Source organism: Salegentibacter sp. Hel_I_6 (assembly GCF_000745315.1).
Taxonomy (GTDB): Bacteria; Bacteroidota; Bacteroidia; order Flavobacteriales; family Flavobacteriaceae; genus Salegentibacter.
This window is the reverse complement of sequence record NZ_JQNQ01000001.1, coordinates 1900269-1916440: the sequence shown is the minus strand read 5'-3', so window position 1 is coordinate 1916440 and position 16172 is coordinate 1900269. Positions and strand designations below refer to the sequence as shown.

The window sequence follows — 16172 nt, the reverse complement described above, 5'->3', positions numbered from 1 at the left end:
ACTTTTCAAAAATTGTACTTCATTTCAACCTTCTCTAGGTTACCCCTGCGCCTCCAACGGCCAATCCCCATACTGACCCTCGGCCTGTTCAATCACCTCCTTAAGCAAATTATCCAATTCAGAAAACGGCACTTTGCCGCGTAATTCCTTTTTCACAGCCAGGCGAATAGCAGCCCGAGCGTCTTCTTTTTTGGTCCAGTCGAGCTGGAGGTTTTTCTTGACGGAGGCTACCACTGTATGCACCAGGTCCTGGATGGGGCCGGTTTGGTTGAGGAGCTTTTCATTAGCCGATAACAGGTCATAGAAAGCGAGTTCGTCCTCTGTTAAACCAAGTTGTTTAGTACGGATGTCATCCTGTTGAAATTCATTTGCGAGATCGAGTAAGTGCTTTATTGCAGCTATGGAATCCAGGCTGTTCTTGTGATAATTGCCAAGAACCTTTTCCAGTTCATCCTTTAGCTTTCGCATCCGGCGGATGTTCTTTGGCATTCGCACCCGAATCTCGTCGTTAATGATCCTGCGCAGTAATTCCACTTTGATGTTCTCGTCGCCTTTTTCCTTTACAATGGCCTGGAATCTATCGTCTACTATGGAAATATCGATCTTATCCAGGTTGTACATTTTTGCCAGGTCTACAATTTCCTGCGATTCCAGGGATTTGCTTATCAGGTCTTTTATCTTTTCGTTCTTTTCCCTGCGCGGACCGGGAGGGAACTTGATTTTCCTGATTAGCTTCCTGATCTTCTGAATGATAGCCAGCTCTTCCTGTATCTCCCAGATACGCGAATCTGAACTGGTCATTGCCACCAGCTCTGCCAACTTTCGCTCTTCGAGCAAAAAAGCATCGGTGATGCCATCAGATTTTAAAAGGCTGTTCACTTTGCTGTTGGACCATTTCATTCGGTCCATAGATGACATTGCATTGACGGTTTCCGCATCAAAATCACCAATCAAATCCTTCACTTTCTCAAACTGCTCCAGACAGATTTTCACCGCGGCTTCAAGATCCAGGGTTGGTTTTCCTTCCCCGCCGCCAGCGGTATATTTCTTTGTGGCTTCAGCCAGAAATCCGGAAATTCCGATGAAATCTACTACCAAACCATTAGGTTTATCTTCAAAAACCCGGTTCACCCTTGCAATAGCCTGCATCAGGTTATGGCCTTTCATGATCTTATCTACATACATTGTATGGGCACAGGGTGCATCAAATCCTGTTAACCACATATCCCGGACAATTACAATTTGCAGTGGATCCTCAGGCGTGCGGAAACGCTTTTTTACGGCTTCCATCGCATCTTTGGTCCGTATGTGAGGATTCCAGTCTGTAGGATCTTTGCTGATGTTTCCGGTCATTATCACGGCTATTTCAGGGCATCCTTTAAGTGCGCTAAGCGCATTGTACATTTTTACGCAGTTCTTGCGGCTCATACACACGATCATCGCTTTGCCTTCCAGGCTTTCGGTCCTGGCCTTAAAATGGGTGAGGATGTCTTTGGCAACCCTCTCCACGCGGTCAGCAGCCCCGGCGGCATCTTCTATCGCGGCCCAAACGGCATTGTTCTCCTCGTCCTCATCTTCTTCCATTTCATCCAGTTCCTTGTCATATTTGGCTTTGATGTTGAGCGGAACCATTTTTGGCTCGTAATAAATGGGCACCGTGGCACCGTCTTCCACGGCCTGTTTGATATCGTAGGTGTGAATGGTGGGGCCAAATACCTGTTGGGTATCGGCATCTTTGCCATCTACGGGAGTTCCGGTGAAGCCAATAAAGGAGGCATTGGGCAGGGCGCGTCTTATGTTCTGCGCAAAGCCGCCGCTATGGAACCCGTACTGGGTGCGGTGGGCTTCATCTGCCATCACGATAAGGTTGTACCGTTCAGAAAGTACAGGGTGGGAGAGCTCTTTTCCCGAAGCCAGTTCTTTTAACCGAAATTTCTCAATGGTGGTAAAGATCACCCCACCGCCATCGGTGCTCAGCAGGGCGCGCAGCTCATCTGTGGTATCGGCGTGTTGTACGTGGCCCACCAGGTCTTTGCACAGCACAAAATTCTCATAGAGTTGCTGGTCCAGGTCATTGCGGTCAACCTGGATGAGGATGGTGGGATTTTTCATTTCGGGCATTTGCCTCAGGATCCCGGTAAGGATGGCCATCGAAATGCTTTTGCCCGATCCCTGCGTGTGCCATATCACTCCCAGCCGGCCGTCACCCGTGGGTTTTATATTTTCCACCGCGCTGTCCACCGCTTTTTTGATGCCCCAGTACTGGTGGTATTTTGCGCCTTTCTTGATTATTTTCCCGTTGTGGTCTTCGTGGAAAATGAAGTTTTGCAGGTAGTTTAATAAGGTTTTCTTCGGAAATAATCCCTTCAGCAAGGTCTCCAGCTGAAGTTCCTGTTTCTGCTGAAGGTCATCCCCGTGCAGACTTTTCCACGGAGCAAACCACTTCAGGGAAGAGTTGTACATCCCGTGCAGGGTTTCAAGCCCATCTGAAACTACCGTGATGGCATTGTAATCAAACAGCTGCGGAATATCCTGCAGGTAATGTCCAATTTGCCGGTGTGCGTTATCTACGCCAATTTCGGCATCGAACATATTTTTAAATTCAAAAACGATGAGCGGAAGGCCGTTGATAAAGATCACTAAATCTGCACGCCGACTGTTTTTGCCGATTACTTTTACTTCATCGGAACAGATAAACTGGTTTTGCTCCGGTTCGAGGTAATTGATAGGGTAAATATGTTTAGCCAGTTCTTTGCCTGTTTTATCTTTCCAGGAAACAGAAATCCCCTGTGTAAGTTTACGGTGAAAATCGCGGTTGCGGTGATCGAGATCCATTCCCTGGTGCTGGGTGAAAGCTGAAAGTGCTTCATTAATGGTGGTTGCCGGAACACCGGGATAGGAGCTCACCAAAAATTCCCGAAGATCCTCCTCCAGCACCACCTTCTTGAGATCCCGCTGCAGGGAATTCCCTTCTTTATAAGTGTACCCCAACTCCTGAAGGCACTCTATGGCAGCCTTTTGCACCGTGATTTCGATCATTTGTGTCATAAGACTTCAGATAAGGTTTTCTCCACGTCTTTCACGCGGACTTCCCCGCTGATAAGTTTTGGCAATAAGGTGTCGCGGAGTTTGGTTAGGGTTTGGTTTTGTATTTCGTTCTGATAGATTAAATTGAAATTATCTCGAACTTGAACATTAAATTTTTTCACAACATTGAGGTCTTTTGGAATAACTAATTGATGAAGCATAAGCTCTGACCAATGACGTTTGTAGTCATTCATTTTTACCTTGTCGACTAAACCTAAATACATCAAATAAGTTAATTCAAAATTTTTGGGTTTAAAGGGAATCAAGTTAGGCCCTACTGAAAAGTTTTCAGAAACAAGTTCCATCCTACAAGTGTGATCACCAAATATTAAAAAAGGGATATTAGATGTAACCTCAAAATCGGGTTCGTTGTTGTGGAATCCTAAAATCCGAGAAGAGGATTGATCAAACACACGAACTTTTCCTTCTGGAAAAACGTTTTTCTGATTGTATTTGTTTTTTGATTTAAAACGATTAATAATCCCTTTAAGATTAACGACTTCAAATTTTTCTGGAATGTTAAGCGGGCGATTAATCCCGAAAAATTCAACATCAATAAACTCTCCATCCAGAAAAGGTCCAAAATCAACAAACCAGTGCTTGTATAGAGCCATTGCCATTTCTTCCAGGGTTTCGTTCATTTGGAGGTTGAGATCGATCTTGTCTTGAATACCTTTAAGAATGGAAACGATCTTATACTGTTCCTCTATTTCTGGAAGTTTAATTTCCATTTTCTTAGCAGAACTGACATTAAAATGCTGTTGGACTGCTCCTACTAATTCCGAACTAATATAATTTCTGGCTATTGAGTTGAAATAAAAACTTAGGAAGTGAGGATCTATTTTAGATTTATCAGGTGTAGCAATTACAAGATCTGAACAATTTAAATCAGGTATTCCTTCAGGTATGACGCAAGCGGTGCCAGGATTCCCTGTTCTCACAATCGCAACGTCATCTTTCTTTAAACTTGATTTCCTAATTTTCTCGTGAAATTTGGGAGAAATATATTTTAGGTTGCCATAATCCAAACAAAAAGGCTTAATATTTTGACTCCTCAGCATAGGGATGCCATCTTCAACATATTCCTGAGCCATTGATCCAACGAACCCTACTGTAATCCTTGTTGTAAGATCTTCTAATCTATATGTTTTCCAATTCTCCGGCATTAGTTGTTGTTTAAATTGTAGTTCAAAATGCTATTTTTGAGAGGTATCCAGCAATTTGTAATATTCATCGTTAGCACTTGGCTTTTATTTTTTTTTATTTTTTTTTGAAGACTTTTTCAATGGTTTAATCTCATCCACAGTATTTTCAATCCCTTGTTCTTTATATTCAGATGATAGTCCAATTTGCACAATATCTCTTTCTTTTCTCCAATAAATTATAGCCAAAAATGCGACTGTGATTTGAACTTGTACTTCAGAATTATCTTTAAATTCCTTACTTTCCCATTTTTCTTTAACCTTTTCATTTTCTGGCTTACTAATGTCAATTATTGAAGTATAAATTTTTAAATCCTCATTTATTAATTTTAGTTGACTGTCAGTTTTTTCTTGTTCTGAAATATCTCTATGTTCGATAGCAGGAAGGTCAGATTTATTTAGAACATATATTATGTCTTGTATTTTATATTCGGTAGAAGGAATATATTTCGTTATAGGTTCATATACTTTCAAAATTTCTATTAAACGAAAACCGGCATTTACTGCTACAATAACAATTTCTGGATTGTTGTCAATCAATCTATTCAAACCTTCAACAATGTTATCCTTATTAAGTAAATAACGTCTCGTTCTTGAAATTAAAAATGAGTTTGGAATAAATCGCTTTACACTATTTCTGGAAACCTGGCTAGCGAAAATTGAGTCGTAGTTCAAATGAGGTATATCATTATCCGTAAAAGCTGCTTTTGACATCAAAGTTTGTCCACCTGTAACTGTAAGCTTTAACTCATCATCTTTTTCTTTATCATCTAATTCTATGAATATACTGTCATAGCTTTTAAAAGCACTTGAGATTATTTCATTTGATCTATTTTCAAAGTTTTGAATTTTATCTTCAGATAATGGTGCATTTAATTTTTCTTGTCCAATTTTATTTGTGATTTCTTCCTTTAAAGTTTTTGAAAAATCACTAATTTCATCTCTCTTCTTAGAGATTATATCTGTAAAACCTAATATTTTAATTAGCTCTTCATTAGCTAATACATCAATAAGACAATTTTCAAAGTATGAAACAGTGGCTAACCAGTTATTTAATTCAACAACATTATTGGGTAAATTAGGAAGATCCGTAAAATTTTGAAAAGTAAAATGTTTATGAAGTGTCCATTGACGTAAAAATAGGACTGTTAAATAACAACATATCCAATAATTGACTTGTCTTCTATTTCCTAAATTATCTAATTCAGGAAAATAGAATTTAATATCTATAGGGGTCTTACGATGTTTAAATTCATTCCTAAACTCTTCGAACCACCCAAAAATTTCTGTCATCGTTTCTGGTAGTAAAACAAATTTTGGTGGTATGGATTGTGAATAATTAAGTATATACTTTAAAGTATTATACTGATTTCTGTACAGTAATAGACCTCCTAATGCATAATGGAACTCGAGGAAAATCCTTCTCTCTTTTCTTCTCTTTTTAACCCTTTTTTGTTTTTGACCTTTTTATATTCAAAATCATAGTCTTCGGGGATTGCTCCTAATCTAAAATCAAAATATTGATGAGCATTCGACCAATACATTTTTACAAATTTCTCATTGTCACAGATAACATACAAATTACTCCAAAGCCAATTGTATGTTTCTTCAGAAATAGGAATTTCTTCAAAATCTTCTCCAAGTAACCACCAACCGCTTACCGCTCTGTGCTCTATTGCTGGAAGTTTGAGGTTACTACTATTTGCTAATTGTACATTTAACTTATGTACCATTGAATACAAGTCTGCTGGATAAATCAATGGTTTTGACTTATCGTGATTTTTCCTAATTAACGAGAATTCGCTATAGTAAAATTCAAGTAATGTCTTTTGTAAATGTTCATCCTGTTTTTCTATCGCATAAAAAGTAAATTCGTTTATTGTTTTTAAAAAATACTGTTTACCTAAAGATTCCTTATTAAGCATTTTATATTTTTTAATTATATAGCTTAACAATGAAGTTGGTTTACCATTATAAAGAACAATCTTATTCAACCATTGAAAGAATAAAATAGTCAAAATCGTAGTTAAGATAAACACTACAAGCTTTGCTGAATTATTAATAAAAAAATTATCCCATCCAAAAGGTGGTTCAATTGGAAATATTAGGAATAAGAAAGAAATAATCGTTACATATAATGCTAACTGAAAGATGGACAATTCTATTCTTTCTTCTCTAAAGCTTAAAATAACTGGCCTTTGTGGAATTTCTCTATTAAACAGAACAGATAAGTAGTTCGATTTATATCTATCACCAATATTGGAAATCTTATCAACAATAATTGGGTATGCAATGCCTAAAATTGCAATATCAATTGCTACACAAATTTCAACTATGTAATTTATTTTCATTCAAATTTTTTGCTTATGCTACCATCGCGTATAAAAATAGAGCGAGCTAGCGAGTTTGATTGTTCACAGGAATTGAGACTGAACTACAATTGTATTTATACATCTTAGTGTGAAATAGTATTTTTTAAAAAATATGGATTTTTTTCAGGAATTCCTCAAGTTTTGCTTTGGTAGCTAAAAAATTTTCATAATTATTATCAAAGAAACCCTCTTTTATTGGCTTCCAACTATTTTTCTCTAGGGTAGCATTTTCTAAAAATTCATCTAATAAGGTTTTTTTATAGTGACTTTTTTTCCAAACATATTCTCCCCACGGTGCCCAGTTAGCTCTATATCCATCTTTAATAAAAAACATATAGTTTAAAGAAATCAAATACTCTACAATAGTGAATATTTCATCATATTCTTCTTCATCATATATAATTTCATTAAACATTGGATTTAGAAATTTATGTAAATAAGTACTAATAGGAGTTTTGTAATTCATACCGATAATTTGATTAAATAATTCTTTATCAATAATCGAAGAATTAACTTTCTCAATTAAGAAAATTCTATCTCTTCCTTTAACTTCATCAGGTATTTTAAGATAAAAACAGTCCTTTAATAACTCGTATTTCTCATTCTTAATCGCTGCAATACCAATTGAATAAAATATTGCCAGTGCAGGAAAATATTGAAAATTTACACTATCCCTATAAAAGTGCCCCTCTATCTTTTGAGGTAAAGCCACTCTTTTCAAAATGTTGGTAACAATCTTATTATGATAGGTTTTACTCCAATAAACGGCATTTATAAGGATTGGAAGGAAACTTTCTAGTTTAGATTGGTGTTTTAGAAGAATAGGTTGAAGGTCTGATTGGGTTGGTTGAATTTTAGAAAAATTATTCTTCTCTAAAAGATCAAGCAATGGTTTTATTTGGTCTTGTAATAAATCATTGAATTTTATTCTATGATCCTCACTTGCTACATATTTTTTTATTCTTGCAATAGCAATTTCTTCACTTATAGGGTTAGATTTATCCAATAATTCTAGTGAATTTATTTTCTCATATAATTCGGTGAAAAAATCATCTGCATTTTCAATTTGAATAGTTTTTCCCTTCCTCAATGTTGCTAATTCCTCGAGTTCCTTATTACATTTATGTATAAATGTCCAAAAGCTATTAAATCTGAAATTTGATGATTGTTTAAATAAGTTAACTAATCCATTATCCCATTTAGCCGACCATCCACAAGTAATAATTCCAAATTCATCTATTATTCTTACAGCAAAACCTTTTAATTTTTCGTTATATTCATTTAACTCAGTTTTTGTGTTTAGAAATCTTGAATCTAAATAGTCTCCGTTAAGTTTTAGTATAACAATTTTGGTATGAACTATTGGTAAAACCCCGTCAATATCGTCAGGATGATTTATTACAATAGGTTCTACCTCAATTTCTCTCAATGCTTTTTCTAAAAGTCTATCAAAATTTGTTGTAATAATGATTTTTATATATCCAGCCTGAACGAGCTTTGCTATCTGTTTATGAGCAGTAGTAGGTTGTTTCAGTCCTTCCTCAATTTCTTCTTGAGATGGTTCAAAATATGGTTTAAGAATATTGAGCCTTTCAGTTGGTGTTGCAGCTAGTTTTTCTAAAATTGTGGAATAATCGGGCTCTTGATTATACTTCTGAATAAACCATTCATCAGGATTTGGGCCGCAGTCTTCCTCTTCTAGAATGGCTAATTTATTGATCAAATCTAAAACTATTTCCCATCCGGTTGGAATCCCAGAATTTCTAGATATTCCAGAACCTAACAAAAGTGCATAAATTCCTTTATTAGAATAAACGGAAAACGCTATTGAATTTATATTGTCGTTCATTAGAATTTTGTTACTAAAGTCCCGATTTACACAAGTTGCGGCTTGGGAACTTAAAATTATCAGTTAAATACTTAATTTTAAAGGTAGTCAAGAATGCCATTTTTGAGAGGTATTTTACAATTTGCGTTATTCATTATTGAACGTAGTTTTTTATAGACCTAAATCTCTTAAGTTGGAAAACACATCTTTCATTTTTTCACCATCTTTCAATGGTCTTTCAGATTCTTCTTTTAAATCCAAATAAGACTCGAGAGCAGTTTTAGACCCAAACATAAATCTTTCTGAGTTCGCCATTTGTGAATGAGTTGAAGTTAGTTTTTCCAGTTCAGCAAAAGGAGATGTAGAAATTCTTCTAAAAACTCGATTTTGAAGATCCTTTGGGCAATCAGGCATAAGCATAAGTATGTGTTTTGAATCTAAAGGAAGTTTTAGAATATTAGAAGTATCAAAAGGCATAAATCTTTTATTTTCTGGATTATTTGTTGCAATCACAGGATTATCACTAGTGACAAGTTTCAGATTTTCTTTATTTATTTTTATTACAGAAATAGTATCGCTTTTGATTCTTAACTCAATTAAGTTTAGAGCCACCTCTAATTGAGTCATTACCATACCTGGCTGTCTTTTGTTGTTAAAATCCTTCGTGAATTCTTCGAGAGTTTTTCCCTTTATTGAAAGTTCTATCCCATCAAACTGAAAGGTATCAGACCCGGTACGTTCACAAAGTTGAAAAGCCATTTTAAAAGCTCTTCCCATTAAATCCCGGCTGGCATTCACCCATTTCGTTGTCCGATAATACATCGTGACAACTGTAGATATAATTAACCTTCTCTCTCTATCTGTAATTTCGCTTTTTTCTGGATTAGTAAGAATTCCATAGATGGTGTCATAATGGGTCTCAATTTCATCTGAGTAAAACTTTTCAATGGCCATTTTCTGTTGAACAGTTACTCCAGGGAGAGTATACAAATCTTTCTCTAAAGCAATATTTTTAATGTTTGCTTTAAAAATGTCTCCCTTGTCAGTTGAGTCAGCTTTCAGGACATTAAGAAAGTAATCTTGTCCTTGCTTTTCGCCGAAATGTTTTAAATATGTTCTTGGAACAAAATGTTGCCTCTTGACTAAATTTTCTGCCATATTTTCATTTAATTAATAAACACGTCCCGTAAAAAAACATTGCGAACTGGCGAACGTTATTGTCTTTAGGACGATCAGACATTGCAAGCGAACAGGCTTTCGATTTGAGACAGGTTTAAGCACCTTTGTTTTTAGCAGTTTTGGCTACTGGCCTGTAGCTTACAATTTGTGTTTTAAATCATCTTTATGTGGAACTGAAGCATTAGAAAAATCATATAGAGTTCTATTGCTTTCTGCACTCTGCAACTTATCATTAAATTTTTCAAGAGTTTTCAATAGGGAACTTTTAGTAATATTTCTACCTGTAAAAGTTGAGACTTCTATTGGAATCCCTGTTTTAGCAAATTTTTTTGATAATTCTTCTCTGTTTTCCTGAGGAATTTCTGCGATAGTACACAATTCTTCAAATGAACTTGAGGCTCCAACAATATCTTCTATTTCATTTGCTTTTAATGTAGATCTCAAAATCACCTCTTTTTGGCGATCTCTGAAATGAAAAATAGGCTTCGCTAAATCTGGATTTTCTTTTTTAAATTTTTCTGCAGTTTCTACAAATTCTTCATCATTCCATAATTCCATTATGTTTAAAACTATTTCTTCAGGAATAGGAATATGTTTAAAAAGCATTACAAATTTGGTGTCAGGCCTATGTATTCCCTTAAATTTTTTTGTTTCATCTATGTCTATTGACCAACTTGCAATCCCTTCAAAGAAGCCATCTTGATTAGTTAAAATAGGTGTAACCTCTCCTTTGTTAATAAATCTCTTTCTATAACAAGGTTCAATTACACTTTTAAATTTTAAAGGTAAATTCTGACATTGTAATACAACCTCGTCAGCTATCACTCTTCTTTTATCTTGATTTTCTCTCCAGCCTTTTTGCCAGTTGGACAGAGCAATTAAAAAATCATCTGTAAATATGGTACTCATAAATCTAATGGTCTTATAGCCCACAGGGCACTAGATGTATTCTTTCTATGGTTTATTTGCCCTAAATATTCTCTGCTCATTTTTCTTGCTTGCTTGCAAATTGTGAACGCTTCAGAAAAATGAACAAGTGAGGATATTTTATACGGCCACTTTTCCAATCTAAAGTATTTTATCAAAGTTCGCCTTAATCTTTTCCTTCAATTCTTCCCCTTTTTCAAACTGCATTAATAATTGGGCTTTAAGCCCCTCCATCTTTTCTTCAAAAGGAATCCCGTCGTCTTCTTCGGCTTCGGTACCTACATAGATCCCCGGGGTAAGTTTGTAATCTTGTTTTTGGACATCAGTAATAGTTGCTGCTTTGGAAAATCCATCAACATCTTCGTAATTTCCATCGCGGTTTCTCCATTTGTGGTAGGTTTCTGCAATTCGGTTAATATCATCATCACTAAAAACCCGCAGTTTTCTGCTGGCCATAGTGCCCATTTTGGAGGCGTCCAGGAACAGGAGCTCGTTATTTCTTTCGCGGTGGGTGCCGTCTTTTCCATCGCGGTTTTTGCTCAGGATGAAAAGACAGGCGGGGATTCCGGTTGTTAGGAACAGCTTATCGGGCAGGCGCACGATGGCATCTATCATAGAATTGTCTACCATATGCTGCCGCACGTTTTTCTCCCCCTTGTTGTTGGAGGTCATCGCGCCGTTTGCCATTACAATTCCGGCAGTACCGGTGTCGCTTAAATGGTGCCAGAAGGTTTGCATCCACATATAATTGGCGCTGCCATCTGTAGTGAATTCTTCTTTGGGACCAAATAACCGGGGATCGCCATCGGGCAGATCTTCAGGGTGCCAGTTGCTCACATTAAATGGCGGATTGGCAATAATATAGTCGGCTTTCAGGTTTGGGAATTTATCATCCAGTAAGGAATTCCCCAGTTTGATATCAAACGAAAGGTCACGAAGCATCAGGTTCATAAGACACAATCGCAAGGTCTGTGCTGTCATTTCCTGCCCGTAGATCGCGATGTCTTTTTTGTTTCCGCCGTGTTCTTTGATGAACTTCAAACTCTGCACAAACATACCGCCACTTCCACAAGCCGGATCAAAGATCCGTCCTTTGTAGGGTTCAAGCAATTCCACCAGCAGCCTTACGATACTACCGGGCGTAAAGAACTGCCCAGCACCCGAACCTTCTGCCATTGCAAATCGGCCGATGTAATACTCATAGATGCGGCCCAGGATATCGCTTTCGGGATTTTCCTTTTCAGAAAATTTGGGTTTGGAAAGCAGGTTGATAATTCCGCCGGTTTGTTTGGGAGATAATTCACTCCGCACAAAGATCCGCGGTAAAATATTCACCAGCTGGGGGTTATATCCCGTTAATAATTCCTGGATCACATCAAAGGCATCATCTACCTTCACCTTGATATCATCCTGCTCTGCATTGTCTTTTAAAAATTGCCAGGAAGCGGTTTCAGGAATTTTAAATGTATTCCGGGAACGGTATTCATCCCGGTCTTCAAGAACGTAATTGATCTCCTCGGTATCTGTAGTGTAATAATCAGACTCAGGATCATTAAGTTGCTCCTTGAGTTCCTCGCGAATCACCTCATAGCGTTCGCTAAGGTGCTTTACGAAAACAAGAGGAAGGATGTAGTTTTTATAGTTATTCTCAGATACCGCACCGCGTAATTCGTTCGCCGCATCCCAGAGTTCTTTTTCAAAATCAATGTCTGCTTTTGCCATTTATAATAGATGGGGAAATTAGTTTTTATAAACAGGATCAAGGTAGGGGAAGATCCGAAGGGGAAAGTTAGTTAAAATTTTTAACATAGTTTGTTTAGATTTCTATGTTTTCACAGGTTTATACAGCCGGAGCCATTCAAAGATAAAATAATGTTATGTTGCTGTTATGGAAAGCCGTAAACAGAGGAAGGATAGTTATTTTAACCAGGATTATATTCTAAAATGCTTAATTGTTCTGATGTCTCTCAAGTAGTTTCTTTTTGTTGGTTATACCCCACTCTTCTTCGATAGCCATGAAATAATACTTCTTGTTATTTATTTGAACATAAGTACCACTTAGAACACCAAATTTAATCTTAATGATTTTTTCTAGTGGAAAAATCTCATTATTGATATAAATGTATTTATCATCAAAAGAAACAGATTTTAATCTGAAAATTTTTCCTTTTAAGGTCCATCCTAATATTGGAAATAAAAGTAAAAAGGCTATAAAATAATCCTTTAGATAAATAACAATCACAAATGCGACCCATAAAACCACATAAGCAGCTCTAAAAATAATGACTAATAGATCATTTGAAATTTTATGTTTTTTACTCATTTAGGGATTAATTTTCAATCAGTTATTCAAATAATATGCAATAAAACAATTTTGGTTAATGCAAGTCCGTTAGGTACGAAACATACCTTCTCCGTTAATTATATTTCATTGCTGATTTCTGAAATTTCACTTAATCGCCAATATCAATCTCTATTTGCGATGAATCAGAATTCATTTTTTTGTCACTTCTGTGATTTTCGAATACTTCAATTGCACTTTTTAAAAAACCTATAAGTCCAATTCCTAAAACGATTACTCCAAATGATAATTCCTTTAATTTATCATTTTTACTAAAGTAATACATAAAAATACCTAAGATTAAGGTTGAAAAAGTAAGGATGGAAATATAAAAAATCATCTTTCTACCTTTCTTTGGATTAGTCCATATTTTTTTAGAAAAATTATTCTGTGTTTTAGTAGTGTCTTGAAGTGTAGAAAAACCAATTGCCAAACCGAAAAATATTAGAGCATTATTGTAATTCAGAAATAATATTTCGGGATTTTGCTTGAGGAATTCTAATCCTTTTATATAAGGTTTAATAACAAAAAATGTAGCTATTAACATTAAAGGATATTGAGCGTAACTGATTATCTGAAAAGCACTTTTAACTTTCATAAATCCATTAATTGGAATTCATTTTATTAAATTTTACTTTTTCTTAATTCAATTTCGGTGGTAAGCATTTTAATGTTTTTGAAATTTAAGGGTAGAATAGCAGAAAGAGCAAAAGGAATAGCTATTAATGGTGTTAATCCATCACGAATAGAGATAAATATAAATAACCCTAATGACACAATTAAAACAACGCTGAGCATCCAGGTAATAGTTTTTATAGCCGTCTGCCTTTTTTTAAGTTCTTCAATACTCAAACTTGATAATTCTTGCTGCTTCATAAAATATAATAATTGATAACTATTTTACCTAATCTCATTTTAAAAATCCCACTAAATTTCTCGGTAATCAACATCTAGCGGTGTGGAAGATGGGATTTGTGGACTTAGTATTGGTTTATTTTTTCTTCAAATTGTATTGCCCTAATTGTAATAACTGGGGTTACTAACAGTATTTTGTTCTAAGATCTCGATTAATTTCTTTTGACTCGATCTTTCAACATTACTTAGATCGAATTCATATTTCTTATTTCCAATTTTGTGATAGTTAGTTTATTTTCCTCAAATTGAAATTTTCTAATTTTTTTGAAGCTAAATCCTTTACCGAAGAATTTTTTGATTTTAATATTTATTCCGACTTTATTCCAGGATACAGAATAACGGAAAATGAACATTTTGCACCATATTAAAATCATACATATATGTCCTAGAGCTCTTAAAATACTAGCTAAGTTTTCAACTTTTTCGGTAAAGTAATCTATTCCGGAAATTATAAAACATAAGATTGAAATACCGAACAAGATTCCATTTTGGATACTCTGAAAATTATCAAAATAAATTTTTCTCATATTAATTATCCGTTGGGTAGTATAAATCTAAATTTTTATTCTGTTCAAATTATCTTTTTTTAATGTAAATAATTATAAGAGTGTTTTTTGAATAATCACGATAAAAATATTGATGGTCGTCTTAAAACTGTGCGAGCAGGCAAGTTTGATTGTCCGCAGGACTATCCGCTGGGCAAGCGAGAACGGAGTTTCAATTTGAGAACATGTTTTTTAACTCAGTTCTTTGTTATAAAATATATTTTACTCTAACATCCATTGAATTAATTCTTCTTTGTCAACTATTGACCAGCTGTGAGGATTTCTTGTTCCATCTTCTCTATAGCCTTTGTCCTCAGTTTCAATCAACTCAACTTTTTCAAAGTTTTTTGAAATTAAAAATTCTGATAATCTTTTGATATGAAATGCATTCATTTGTTCATATTCTACACCCATATTTTCTTTCCACCAGGCTTTATCTGGTTCTGTGTAGAAACGAATTTTTGTATTCTTTAAATTTTGAAGATTTTGAATATTTTGAGTTTCGAATGTAAAGGCAGAAGACTTTTCATATGGAGCAATTTTATCATCTGGATTTCCAAGCTGTTCATTAAAATAATTAAATATGAAAGTGCTTTCTCCTACTGAAGCTTGCGAAAAATTTCTTTTGATATTCGTTTCTGCAACTCGGAATAATGCGGCCAAATCTGTCGGAGAATCTACGACGAAAACCCCTGTAGGATTTAAGTTGTATTCAGATTTTTGAGAAAGAAAATTACTGATAAGTAATGCAATACTTCCTCCGCTGGACATTCCACCAATATAAATCCTATTAGTTGGTAAATCATTGGAATCAAATAATTCTTGAATAGCAAGTGCTAATTCTGCTTTCTCATTCTCTTCTAACCATAATTTACGATTGAAATTCAAATAAGCAACTGCAATACTTTTTTCATTTGCTAAATCATTTATTGGGAATTCATTCTCAATAGCTGCAGCATTTTCTGGAAATCCACCGAAAAGCAATAAAACCGCTTGTGTGTTATTTGGTTTATATAAATTATAGTCTTCAGTTTTTATTAAATTATTGTTCACTCCATTTTCTTGAGCAAAATTTATAACTGTTGAAAATAGAATGATCAGAAATAAAAATTTTTTAGTGATTTTTTTCATAGAAATATTGTTGGAAACTTGTTATATCGCGATTAAATTAGAATTTTAAGAACAAAAATCTTAGGTTAAAGGCAGTTTTGCTAAATATAGAGAATTTAAATAAAAGGAAAATATGGTAACTCGTAAAGAGTGGAAGTAGGGTTGGAATGTGGTAATAGGATAATTATTTTTCTAAATCATCTAGAGGAAAACTAAAATCAAATAATTCTTTAGGATGGATTTGCAAACCTTTAGCAAACTCCAAAATAGTTGAAAGTTGAATATTTTTTTCGCCTTTTTCAACTTTGCTTATATAGCTGTAGTCCAAATCACATCGCTTGCCGAGTTCCCGGTAAGAAAGATTACTCTGCAGTCTTATATTCTTAAGGCGTTCGCCAAATATTTTTAAAAATTTAGAATTTGAAATTTCTATATCCATTGGGCTGCTTCTAACAGCAATGTTGAACTTTTTAAATTATTTTTCGTGGTATATTTGTACCACATTTATATTTTTTATTATATTTACTTCATATTAATATATTTGCGAAACTTCTTTAAGTAAAATATTAGAAGCATTTCGCTTTGATTCTCGGATTGAAAACTGGTAATTTTTAAACACACGAGAGGATAAGCATAATGCTCACGACCCGGGCGTGGGCTTGCTTG

13 protein-coding genes are annotated in these 16172 nt (G+C 35.0%); all 13 read right to left on the bottom strand.

What is annotated here, in order from left to right; translation table 11 throughout:
* Positions 1-39: 39 nt before the first annotated feature.
* The gene (locus FG27_RS08395) at positions 40-3048 is read right to left on the bottom strand and encodes a type I restriction endonuclease subunit R (RefSeq protein WP_037317958.1); all 3009 of its coding nucleotides are present in this window, start codon (positions 3046-3048) and stop codon (positions 40-42) included.
* Positions 3045-4253 carry a restriction endonuclease subunit S gene (locus FG27_RS18655; RefSeq protein WP_051935799.1) on the bottom strand — a complete coding sequence of 403 codons (1209 nt, stop codon included), beginning with the start codon at positions 4251-4253 and terminating at the stop codon, positions 3045-3047. Before FG27_RS18655 ends, FG27_RS08395 begins: the two co-directional genes overlap by 4 nt.
* 84 nt (positions 4254-4337) lie before the next feature.
* Positions 4338-5582: a hypothetical protein gene (locus FG27_RS08385; protein ID WP_037317956.1), complete on the bottom strand. Its 1245-nt coding sequence runs from the start codon at positions 5580-5582 to the stop codon at positions 4338-4340.
* 98 nt (positions 5583-5680) lie between these two features.
* The gene (locus tag FG27_RS08380; protein ID WP_037317954.1) at positions 5681-6640 is read right to left on the bottom strand and encodes a hypothetical protein; all 960 of its coding nucleotides are present in this window, start codon (positions 6638-6640) and stop codon (positions 5681-5683) included.
* A gap of 124 nt (positions 6641-6764) precedes the next feature.
* Positions 6765-8510: an SIR2 family protein gene (locus tag FG27_RS18650; RefSeq protein WP_051935798.1), complete on the bottom strand. Its 1746-nt coding sequence runs from the start codon at positions 8508-8510 to the stop codon at positions 6765-6767.
* 150 nt (positions 8511-8660) lie between these two features.
* Entirely contained in the window at positions 8661-9647 is a 987-nt protein-coding gene (locus FG27_RS08370; protein WP_037317952.1) for a DUF4238 domain-containing protein, read from the bottom strand.
* Between the two features lie 159 nt (positions 9648-9806).
* On the bottom strand, positions 9807-10577 hold the full coding sequence (locus FG27_RS08365) for a hypothetical protein (protein WP_051935797.1): 771 nt from the start codon (positions 10575-10577) through the stop codon (positions 9807-9809).
* A 159-nt stretch (positions 10578-10736) separates the two neighbouring features.
* Positions 10737-12317 carry a class I SAM-dependent DNA methyltransferase gene (locus FG27_RS08360; RefSeq protein ID WP_037317950.1) on the bottom strand — a complete coding sequence of 527 codons (1581 nt, stop codon included), beginning with the start codon at positions 12315-12317 and terminating at the stop codon, positions 10737-10739.
* 226 nt (positions 12318-12543) lie between these two features.
* Entirely contained in the window at positions 12544-12918 is a 375-nt protein-coding gene (locus tag FG27_RS08355; protein ID WP_037317948.1) for a hypothetical protein, read from the bottom strand.
* A 130-nt stretch (positions 12919-13048) separates the two neighbouring features.
* Complete coding sequence (locus FG27_RS08350) at positions 13049-13534, bottom strand: hypothetical protein (protein WP_051935796.1); 486 nt, start codon at positions 13532-13534, stop codon at positions 13049-13051.
* A gap of 26 nt (positions 13535-13560) precedes the next feature.
* The gene (locus FG27_RS08345; protein ID WP_037317946.1) at positions 13561-13812 is read right to left on the bottom strand and encodes a hypothetical protein; all 252 of its coding nucleotides are present in this window, start codon (positions 13810-13812) and stop codon (positions 13561-13563) included.
* Positions 13813-14618: 806 nt separating this feature from the next.
* Positions 14619-15527 carry a S9 family peptidase gene (locus FG27_RS08335; RefSeq protein ID WP_037317942.1) on the bottom strand — a complete coding sequence of 303 codons (909 nt, stop codon included), beginning with the start codon at positions 15525-15527 and terminating at the stop codon, positions 14619-14621.
* A gap of 163 nt (positions 15528-15690) precedes the next feature.
* On the bottom strand, positions 15691-15945 hold the full coding sequence (locus FG27_RS08330) for a helix-turn-helix domain-containing protein (protein ID WP_051935795.1): 255 nt from the start codon (positions 15943-15945) through the stop codon (positions 15691-15693).
* Positions 15946-16172: the final 227 nt, after the last annotated feature.

What these genes read in the sequence shown, in the direction of transcription:
- FG27_RS08335 (WP_037317942.1), bottom strand. Translation starts at nt 15,527, where the DNA reads ATGAAAAAAATCACTAAAAAATTTTTATTTCTGATCATTCTATTTTCA.
- FG27_RS08370 (WP_037317952.1), bottom strand. Translation starts at nt 9,647, where the DNA reads ATGGCAGAAAATTTAGTCAAGAGGCAACATTTTGTTCCAAGAACATAT.
- FG27_RS08345 (WP_037317946.1), bottom strand. Translation starts at nt 13,812, where the DNA reads ATGAAGCAGCAAGAATTATCAAGTTTGAGTATTGAAGAACTTAAAAAA.
- FG27_RS08355 (WP_037317948.1), bottom strand. Translation starts at nt 12,918, where the DNA reads ATGAGTAAAAAACATAAAATTTCAAATGATCTATTAGTCATTATTTTT.
- FG27_RS08365 (WP_051935797.1), bottom strand. Translation starts at nt 10,577, where the DNA reads ATGAGTACCATATTTACAGATGATTTTTTAATTGCTCTGTCCAACTGG.
- FG27_RS08385 (WP_037317956.1), bottom strand. Translation starts at nt 5,582, where the DNA reads ATGACAGAAATTTTTGGGTGGTTCGAAGAGTTTAGGAATGAATTTAAA.
- FG27_RS08330 (WP_051935795.1), bottom strand. Translation starts at nt 15,945, where the DNA reads ATGGATATAGAAATTTCAAATTCTAAATTTTTAAAAATATTTGGCGAA.
- FG27_RS08350 (WP_051935796.1), bottom strand. Translation starts at nt 13,534, where the DNA reads ATGAAAGTTAAAAGTGCTTTTCAGATAATCAGTTACGCTCAATATCCT.
- FG27_RS08380 (WP_037317954.1), bottom strand. Translation starts at nt 6,640, where the DNA reads ATGAAAATAAATTACATAGTTGAAATTTGTGTAGCAATTGATATTGCA.
- FG27_RS08360 (WP_037317950.1), bottom strand. Translation starts at nt 12,317, where the DNA reads ATGGCAAAAGCAGACATTGATTTTGAAAAAGAACTCTGGGATGCGGCG.
- FG27_RS08395 (WP_037317958.1), bottom strand. Translation starts at nt 3,048, where the DNA reads ATGACACAAATGATCGAAATCACGGTGCAAAAGGCTGCCATAGAGTGC.
- FG27_RS18655 (WP_051935799.1), bottom strand. Translation starts at nt 4,253, where the DNA reads ATGCCGGAGAATTGGAAAACATATAGATTAGAAGATCTTACAACAAGG.
- FG27_RS18650 (WP_051935798.1), bottom strand. Translation starts at nt 8,510, where the DNA reads ATGAACGACAATATAAATTCAATAGCGTTTTCCGTTTATTCTAATAAA.